Origin of the sequence: Variovorax soli NBRC 106424 (assembly GCF_001591385.1) — a bacterium.
GTDB classification, from domain to species: Bacteria; Pseudomonadota; Gammaproteobacteria; order Burkholderiales; family Burkholderiaceae_C; genus Variovorax; species Variovorax soli.
The window spans coordinates 1-9,390 of the sequence record NZ_BCUU01000146.1 but is presented as its reverse complement, the minus strand read 5'-3'; the positions used below and the strand labels follow the sequence as shown (position 1 = coordinate 9,390).

Below are 9,390 nucleotides of genomic sequence, written 5' to 3'. Positions count from 1 at the left end.
ATCAGCGCTTCCTGGCGCGCGTCGCGCAGCTGCCGGAGGGCGCGCCGCTGCCGGGCCTGCCGCGCCGGCTCGTGATGTTCGGCATTTCCTCGCTGCCGCAGCAGTCGCTCGAAGTGCTGGCCGCGCTGGCGCGCTGGGTGCAGGTGCTGATGTGCGTGCACAACCCCAGCGAGCATGACTGGTCGCACATCGTGGCCGACAAGGACCTTTTGCGCGCCGAAGCGCAGGCCGCGCGGCGGCGCCGCCGCCCCGGCAGCGAAGGCGCCATCCCCGAGGACCAGCTGCACCTGCATGCCCATCCGCTGCTGGCGGCCTGGGGCAAGCAGGGGCGCGACTTCATCCGCCTGCTCGACCAGTTCGACAACGCGCACGAGCGGCATGCGCAGCAGCTGGCGGCCATCGGCCAGCGCATCGACTGCTTCGACGCCGACGCGGGCGACACCCTGCTGCGCCAGCTGCAGGACGACTTCCGCGACCTGCGCCCGCTGGCCGAGACGCGCGCGCGCTGGCCGGCACTGGATGCAGGCGCCGACAAGTCCATCCGCTTCCACGTCAGCCACGGCCCGCAGCGCGAGGTCGAGGTGCTGCACGACCAACTGCTCTCGGCCTTTGCCGACGACCTCGGCCTGCGACCGCGCGACGTGATCGTGATGGTGCCCGACGTGGCCGCCTATGCGCCGCACATCCAGGCCGTGTTCGGCCTGCTGCAGCCGGACGATGCGCGCTACATCCCCTTCAGCGTGGCCGACCAGGCGCAGCGCCACCACGATCCGCTGCTGGGCGCATTGGAACGGCTGCTGGCGCTGCCGCAATCGCGCATCGGCACCAGCGACGTTCTAGACTGGCTCGAAGTGCCCTCGGTGCGCGCGCGCTTCGGCATCGACGCCGAGCAGCTGCCGCTGCTGCATCGCTGGGTGCGCGCCGCCAACGTCCGCTGGGGCCTGCATGCGCAGCAGCGCCAGGCGCTCGACCTGCCCGAGGCCGGCGCGCAGAACAGCTGGGACTTCGGCCTCGCGCGCATGCTGCTGGGCTATGCGGTGGGCAGCGGCCAGGCGTGGGAAGGCATCGAGCCGCTGGACGAAGTGGGCGGCCTCGAAGCCGCGCTGCTGGGCCCGCTGGTGCGCTTCGTGTCCGCGCTCGATGCGCACTGGCGCCAGCTTGCCGAGCCCGCCACGCCGCAGCAGTGGGGCGAGCGCCTGCGCGCCTTGCTGGCCGATTTCTTCCAGCCGCAGGACGATGCCGACGGCTTCCTGCTGCGCCGCCTGCAAGCGGCCCTGCAGGAATGGCTGGACGCGTGCGACAGCGCCGGTCTGCACGACGAGCGCCTGCCCCTGCCGGTGGTGCGCGAGCACTGGCTGGCGCAGATCGACCTGCCCACGCTCAACCGGCCCTTCTTCGCCGGCACCGTCACCTTCGCCACGCTGCTGCCCATGCGCGCCATCCCGTTCTGCATGGTGTGCCTGCTGGGCATGAACGACGGCGACTACCCGCGCACCCGCGCGCCGGCCGACTTCGACCTGATGGGACAGGACTACCGGCCCGGCGACCGCTCGCGGCGCGAGGACGACCGCTACCTGTTCCTGGAGGCGCTGCTGTCGGCGCGCGACCGCCTGCACATCAGCTGGGTGGGGCGCAGCATCCACGACCATTCGGAGCGCCCGCCCTCGGTGCTGGTGGCGCAGCTGCGCGACCACCTGGCGGCCGGCTGGCGCCTGGCGGGCGACGAGGCGCTCGCGCAGGACAAGGCGGGCGAGCGGCTGCTGCATGCGCTCACGGTGGAGCACAAGCTGCAGCCCTTCGACGCGGCCTATTTCCACGCAGGCGCAGACCCGCGCCTTTTCAGCCATGCGCACGAGTGGCGCAACACGGCGCAGCCGGTGGCAGCCGATGCGGCGGGCGCACCGCCGCTGCCCGAGTGGAACTTCGAAGGGCCGCTCACGCTGCGCCTGCTGGGCGACTTCCTGCGCAACCCGGCCCGGAGCTTCTTCCGCCTGCGCCTGTCCATCTACCTCGAAAGCGACGACCCCGCCGGGGAAGACCAGGAGCCCTTCGAGCTCGATGGCCTGCAGAACTGGCGCCTGCAGGACGAACTCATCCGCGCGCAGACCGCGGCCCCTGCCGATGACCGCGATGCGGCCTTGCAAGCCGAGCTGGCCCGCATGGCCCGGCGCGGCGACCTGCCCGAGGGCGCCTTCGGCGGCCTGGTGCAGGACGACCTGGCCGCGCCCATGGAGAAGATGTTCGACGAATACGCCAAGGCGCTGGCGCAGTGGCCGCATGCCGTGCCCGATGCCGCGCTGGACCATCTGCCGCCGGACGAATCCGACGAGGCGCTGCGCCTGGTCGACTGGCTGGGCCAACTGCGCGCCAACGACGCGGGCGAGCGCTGCCGGCTGTTGCTGGACAGCGGCAGCCTGGTCAAGGGCCGCAGCTACCGGCGCGACCGGGTGGTGCCGTTCTGGGTGGCGCACCTGGCCGCGCACGTGGCTGGCCAGCCGCTCACCACGCTCATCATCAGCAAGGCGGGCAAGGTCCAGCTGGCACCGCTGCCGCCCGACGTGGCCGCGGCGCACTGGCAACGGCTGCTGCGTGCATGGCAGGAAGGGCTGCGCCGCCCCCTGCCGCTGGCGCTGCAGACGGCGCTCGCCTGGGTCGACAAGGGCGGCAGCGCCGATGCCGTGAACCAGGAGGCCTTCGAAACCGCCCGCGGCATCTTCGAAGACCACGACCCACGCTTCGGCCGCCGCGCCGAGCGCGAGGACAACGACTACCTTGCCCGCGCCTTTGCCGACTTCGACGCCCTGTGGCATGGCGGCGAGTTCGCCCGCTGGGCGGAGCAGCTGGTCAAGCCCTTGAGCGAAGCCGTGGGCAAGCCGCCGAAGGAGCAGGTGGAATGAGCGCGCCCAAGCTATTGGATGCGCTCACCCTGCCGCTGGTGGGCAGCCAGCTCATCGAGGCCAGCGCCGGCACCGGCAAGACCTTCACCATCGCTGCCCTGTACCTGCGGCTGGTGCTGGGCCATGGCGGCGATGGCGTGGCCTTCGGCCGCCCGCTCACGCCGCCCGAAATCCTGGTCGTGACCTTCACCGAGGCGGCCACCAAGGAGCTGCGCGACCGCATCCGCGCGCGCCTCGCCGAGGCCGCGCAGGCCTTCCTGGCGGAGCCGGACGACGTCGCACCCAGGCCGCGCGGCGAAGACCTGCTGCACGACCTGCGCGCCGACTTCGCGCCTCACGAGTGGCCGGGCTGCGCGCGCACGCTGCGCCTGGCCGCCGAATGGATGGACGAGGCCGCCGTGTCCACCATCCACGGCTGGTGCAACCGCATGCTGAGCGAGCACGCCTTCGACAGCGGCGCGCTGTTCAGCCAGACGCTGGAAACCGACCAGCGCGAGCTGCTGGCCGAAAGCGTGCGCGACTACTGGCGCACCTTCTTCACCCCGCTCGCGCGCGAGCAGGCCGAGCAGGTGCGCGCCTGGTGGCCCGGCCCCGGCCGGCTGCAGGCCGACGTCGAGAAGCTGCGCCTGCTGGGCGATGCACTGGGCCCCGGCCTGCCGCCGCAGCAGGCCTTGGGCGAGGCCATGGAAGAGGCGCAGCGCGCGCTCGCCGGCATGAAGACGCCGTGGCTGGCCTGGGCCGACGAGCTGCAGCAGATGCTGGACCGCGCCGTCGCCGCCAAGCAGGTCGACGGGCGCAAGCTGCAGGCGCGCTACTACCAGCCCTGGCTCGATGCGCTGCGCCTGTGGGCCGCCGGTGATGCGCGCGAGCCGCTGGCGGGCGGCAACAAGGGCTGGGAGCGCCTCACGCCCGCGGGCCTGGCCGAATGCTTCAAGCCCGGCATGCCCGTGCCATCGCATCCCGCGCTGGACGACATGCTCACGCTGCAGGCGCGCATTGCCGCGCTGCCCGACGGCCGTGCCGCGCTGCTTCGCCATGCCGTGCGCTGGACCGCCGAGCGCTTCGATGCCGAGCAGGCGCGCCGCGCGCAGATGGGCTTCGACGAACTGCTCACGCGTCTGGATGCGGCCTTGCAGGGCCCCAACGGCGAGCGCCTGGCGGCGCTGATCCGCCGGCAGTTTCCGGTGGCGCTCATCGACGAGTTCCAGGACACCGACCCGCTGCAGTACCGCATCTTCAACGCGGTCTACCGCGCGGCCTCGAACGCGCCGGACACGGCGCTGGTGCTCATTGGCGACCCCAAGCAGGCCATCTACGCCTTCCGCGGCGCCGACATCTACACCTACCTCGCCGCGCGGCGCGACACCGAGGGCCGGCACAGCACGCTGGGCACCAACTTCCGCTCCACGCGCGGCATGGTCGACGCGGTGAACCACGTGTTCCAGCGGGCGGAAGATCGCGCCACGGGGCAGGGCGCCTTCCTGTTCCGCGATGCGCGCGGCCACAACCCGGTGCCCTTCGTGAGCGTGCAGGCACGCGGCCGTGGCGACCGGTGGTGCGTGGACGGCAGCGAGGCGCCCGCGCTGGTCTGCTGGACCCTGCCGGAAGCCGACGACGCGAAGAACAAGACCGACGCGCAGCGCGCCATGGCCGCCGCCTGCGCCACCGAGATCGTGCGGCTGCTCAATGCCGGTGCGGCGGGGCAGGCCGGCTTTGCCAACGAGGCGGGGCGGATGCGCGCGCTGCAGGCCGGCGACGTTGCCGTGCTGGTCAACAGCGGCCGCGAGGCGCGCGCCGTGCGTGAAGCGTTGAGCGAGCGCAACCTGCGCAGCGTGTACCTGTCGGACCAGGACTCGGTGTTCCAGAGCAGTGTGGCGGCGGACCTGCAGCGCTGGCTGCTGGCCTGCGCCGAGCCGGAAGACGACCGCCCGCTGCGCGCCGCCCTGGGCAGCGCCACCCTCGGCCTGCCGCTGCATGCGCTGGACCAGCTGGGCCGCGACGAGCTGCAATGGGAAGCGCGCGTGCTGCAGTTCCGCCGCTACCAGCAGACCTGGCGCCGCCAGGGCGTGCTGCCCATGCTGCGCCACCTGCTGCACGACTTCGAGGTGCCGCAGCACCTGCTGGCCCGCCAGGACGAGCGAAGCCTGACCGACCTGCTGCACCTGGCCGAGCTGCTGCAGCAGGCCAGCCTGCAACTGGACGGCGAGCATGCGCTGATCCGCTGGCTGGCCGAGCAGCGCGCCGACAGCGAGTTCGCCAGCGCCGATACCGATGCACGCCGGCTGCGCCTGGAAAGCGATGCCGAGCTGGTGAAGGTCATCACCGTGCACAAGTCCAAGGGCCTGGAGTTTCCGCTGGTCTTCCTGCCCTTTGCCACGAGCTTCATGGCCAGCAAGGGCGACAGGCTGCCGCTGAAATGGCACGAGGACGACGGCACGCTGGTGGTGGCGCTGGAAGCCGACGACCGGGCCGTGGCCCGCATGGACCGCGAGCGCCTTGGCGAAGACCTGCGCAAGCTGTACGTGGCGCTGACCCGCGCCCGCTACGCCACCTGGGTCGGCGTGCTGCCGCAGGCCGAGGTGGAGCGCAGTGCGCTGGGCTACCTGCTGGCCGGTGGCGAGCCCTTGCCGCCGCCCGCCTTGCAGCATGCGCTGGAGGAACTGGCCCAGGGCTGCCAGGCCATCGCCGTGCGGCCCGCGCCAGAGGCGCAGCCGACGGCCTACCAGCCGCCCCGGCAGCAGCTGCAGGCCTTGCCGGCGCCGCCCTTGCCTTCGGGCCCGCGCGAGCGCTGGTGGATCGCGAGCTACTCCGCCTTGCGGCGCGCGGACGCGGTGCAGGTCACGGAAGAAGGCGTGCAGACCGATCCGGCGCTGGAGCTGGCCGCGCCCGCGAGCGCGCAGGAAGACATCTATGCCGACAGCGGCCAGGCCGAAGAAGCCGGCACCGACCGCCAGCCGGCAGCGGCCCAAGCCTTGGCAGGCGGCAGCCTGCACGGCTTTCCGCGCGGCGCTGCGCCGGGCAGCTTCTTGCACGGCCTGCTGGAACTGGCGGGCCGCCATGGCTTTGCACGCGTGCATGCCGACCCGGCCCTGCAGGCCGAGCTGGCGGTGCAGGTGGAGCGGCGCTGCCAGCTCGGCGGCTTTGGCGAGTGGGCTGCGCCCCTGCAGGCCTGGCTGCTCGGCTGGCTGGCCCAGCCGCTGGACCTGCGCCGCCTGGGCGCATCGGCGCCGGTGGCGCCGGCGCAGCTGGCGCGGGTGCAGATCGAAATGGAATTCCTGCTGGCCGCGCAGCAGGTGGACACGCTGGCGCTCGACGCCCTGGTGTGCCGCCATACGCTGGGCGGCGCGGCCCGCGCGCCGCTGCTGCCCCAGCAGGTGAACGGCATGCTCAAGGGCTACATCGACCTGGTCTTCGAGCATGAAGGCCGCTACTACGTGGCCGACTACAAGTCCAACTGGCTCGGCCCCGGCGACGCCGACTACGGCGCCGATGCACTGCGCCAGCAGGTGCTGGCCCATCGCTACGAGCTTCAATACGTGCTGTACATCTTCGCGCTGCACCGGCTGCTGCGCTCGCGCCTGCCGGGCTACGACTACGAGCGCCACATCGGCGGCGCCGTCTACATCTTCCTGCGCGGCCATGCTGGCGCCGGCCAGGGGCTGCACCTGGAGCGGCCGCCGCTTGCGCTGATGGACGCGCTGGACGATCTGTTCCGCGGCATCCGCCGCCCGCCCAAGCCGCCGCTGCCCAAGGGCCAGATGGAGCTGGACCTGTGAGCGCGAACCACGTTGCACCGGTCTTCCTCGGCCCCTTGCCGCCGGCACATGCGGACGTGTTCGGTGCGCTCGATCGCTGGGTGCAGGCCGGCTGGCTGCGCGAACTGGACCGCAGCCTCGCCGCCTTCTTCTCGCGCCTGGCACCCGGCGCCGATCCGCTGGTGATGCTGGCCGCCGCGCTGGCCAGCCACCAGCTCGGCCGCGGCCATGCCTGCCTGGACCTGGCCGCCACGCTGGACGATGCCGGCCGTGCGCTGGCGCTGCCGCCCGAGGGCGCACCGCCGCTGGACGATGCCGCCTCGCCGGTCGAGCCGCCCTCGCAATGGCTGCGTGGCGTGAGCCCTGCGCAATGGATCGCCACGCTCGATGCGCAGCCCGCGCTGGTCGGCCACGGACCGGGCGCCACGCCGCTGGTGCGCGTGGGCCATCGGCTGTACCTGCGGCGCTATTGGCAGTATGAGCAGTCGGTTCGCGCCGAAGTCGCGCGCCGCGTGGGCACGCCCACCTCCGCAGCGGCGCCCGAGGCGCAAGCCGCGATGGCGGCCACGCTCGATGTGCTGTTTCCGAAGCGGTCAGAAGAAGGCACCGACTGGCAGAAGGTGGCTTGCGCGCTCGCGGCGCGGCAGGCCTTTTCCATCGTCACCGGCGGGCCGGGCACCGGCAAGACGACCACGGTGGTGCGGCTGCTCGCGCTGCTGCAGCAGCTGGCCCTATCTCCGTCTTCTGGCGGTTCGGATGCCGCGCCCTTGCGCATCGGCCTGGCGGCGCCCACCGGCAAGGCCGCGGCGCGCCTGGGCGAGTCGATCGACGGCGCGGTGGCGAGCCTGCCGTTCGAGCGGCTGCAGGGCGGCGATGCGCTGCGCGCCGCCATCCCCACCACGGTGAGCACGGTGCACCGGCTGCTGGGCAGCCGCCCCGACACGCGGCACTTCAGGCACGACGCGCGCAACCCGCTGCCGCTGGACGTGCTGGTGCTGGACGAAGCCTCCATGCTCGACCTGGAGATGATGTCCTGCGTGCTGGCCGCACTGCGCCCGCAGGCGCGATTGATCCTGCTGGGCGACAAGGACCAGCTGGCCTCGGTGGAGGCCGGCGCCGTGCTGGGCGACCTGTGCCAGCGCGCCGACGCCGGCCACTACGACAGCCGCACGGTGCAGTGGCTGCAGGCCGTCACGGGCCAGCAGGTGGATGCATCGCTGCGCGACGACGCCGGCCGCCCGCTGGACCAGGCGGTGGTCAAGCTGCGCCGCAGCTACCGCTTCGGCGCGGACAGCGGCATCGGCCTGCTGGCCGAAGCGGTCAATGCCGGCGACGAAGACAAGCTCAAGCGCCTGCTGGCGGGCGGCCATGCCGACCTGTCGACCACGCTGCAGCGCGCGGGGCCGGCCGGCCTGGACGATGCGGCCTTGCGCCGCCTGGTGGTGGACGGCGCACCCGATGCCTTCGCCGGCGGCGGCCAGGGGCGCCAGGACAACGGCCGCGCAGTGGCGCCGCCGGTCGGCTACGGCCACTACCTGCGCCTGATGCGTGCACGGCAGCCCGAGGCGGACGCGCCGCAGGAGGCGCTGGATGCCTGGGCACGCGAGGTGCTGCATGCGCTCGGCCAGTTCCAGCTGCTCTGTGCCCTGCGCGCGGGACCGCAAGGGGTGGACGGGCTCAATCCGCGCATCGCGGCACTGCTGCGAACAGAGGGGCTGATCGAGGCGGAGCAGGGCGGCTGGTATGCGGGCCGGCCGGTGCTGGTCACGCGCAACGACTATGCGCTGGGCCTGATGAACGGCGATGTGGGCGTGGCCTTGTCGGTGCCGTCTGGCATGTCCGTCACCGCGGATGGCGCGGGCGCCTCCGGCAGCATGCAGCGGCGGCTGCGGGTGGCTTTTCCGGCGACCGGGCAGCCGGGCGGCATCCGCTGGGTGCTGCCCAGCCGGCTGCGGTCGGTGGACACGGTGTTCGCCATGACGGTGCACAAGTCGCAGGGCTCGGAGTTCAGCCACGCGGCGCTGCTGCTGCCGCAGCAGATGAGCCCGGTGCTCACGCGCGAGCTGGTGTACACCGGCATCACCCGGGCGCGCCACTGGTTCACGCTGGCGGCGCCGCCCGAGATGGTGCTGGCTGCCGCCGCGCGGCGGGTCGAGCGCGTGGGCGGACTCGCCGCCGGCAGCGCCTGAACTACCATCCCGGCCATGCCGGACACCATGCAACTGCGCGACGGACAGCGCTTCGGCCGACCGGAGACGGGTTGGCGCCTTCGCCTGTACACCATCATCTTCGAGGCCGACACGCGAGAAGGCCGCCTGTTCGACATCGTGCTGCTGGGCTTCATCGTGGCCAGCGTGGCGGTGGTGATCGCCGACAGCATCGAGTCGGTGCATGCGCGCTTCAAGACGCTGTTCACGGTGCTGGAGTGGATCTTCACGGCCGCCTTCACCACCGAATACATCGCACGGCTGGTGTGCGTGCGGCGGCCGCTGCGGTATGCGCGCAGTTTTTACGGCGTGATCGACCTGCTGGCGGTGCTGCCGACGTATTTCGCGATTCTGGTGCCGGGCATGTCGGCGCTGATCGACGTGCGGGTGCTGCGGCTGCTGCGCGTGTTCCGGATCTTCAAGCTGGCCGAGTACGTGGACGAGTTCGGCGCGCTGGGGCAGGCGCTGTATTCGTCGCGGCGCAAGATCCTCGTGTTCATGATGTTCGTGATGCTGGTGGTGATGGTCATG

The 9,390-nt window shown here is 72.3% G+C and carries 4 protein-coding genes; all 4 read left to right on the top strand.

Going from position 1 to position 9,390, the window contains the following annotated elements; genetic code table 11:
- On the top strand, positions 1-2,897 hold a 2,897-nt coding region (recC, locus tag VSO01S_RS24765), incomplete at its 5' end, for an exodeoxyribonuclease V subunit gamma (RefSeq protein ID WP_068645439.1).
- Positions 2,894-6,673 carry an exodeoxyribonuclease V subunit beta gene (gene recB, locus VSO01S_RS24760; protein WP_068645438.1) on the top strand — a complete coding sequence of 1,260 codons (3,780 nt, stop codon included), beginning with the start codon at positions 2,894-2,896 and terminating at the stop codon, positions 6,671-6,673. The genes recC and recB, both read left to right, overlap by 4 nt.
- Positions 6,670-8,841 carry an exodeoxyribonuclease V subunit alpha gene (gene recD / locus VSO01S_RS24755; RefSeq protein WP_218002378.1) on the top strand — a complete coding sequence of 724 codons (2,172 nt, stop codon included), beginning with the start codon at positions 6,670-6,672 and terminating at the stop codon, positions 8,839-8,841. Before recB ends, recD begins: the two co-directional genes overlap by 4 nt.
- A 15-nt stretch (positions 8,842-8,856) precedes the next feature.
- Positions 8,857-9,390 (top strand): ion transporter (locus tag VSO01S_RS24750; protein ID WP_161944474.1); only part of this gene is annotated, 534 nt, incomplete at its 3' end.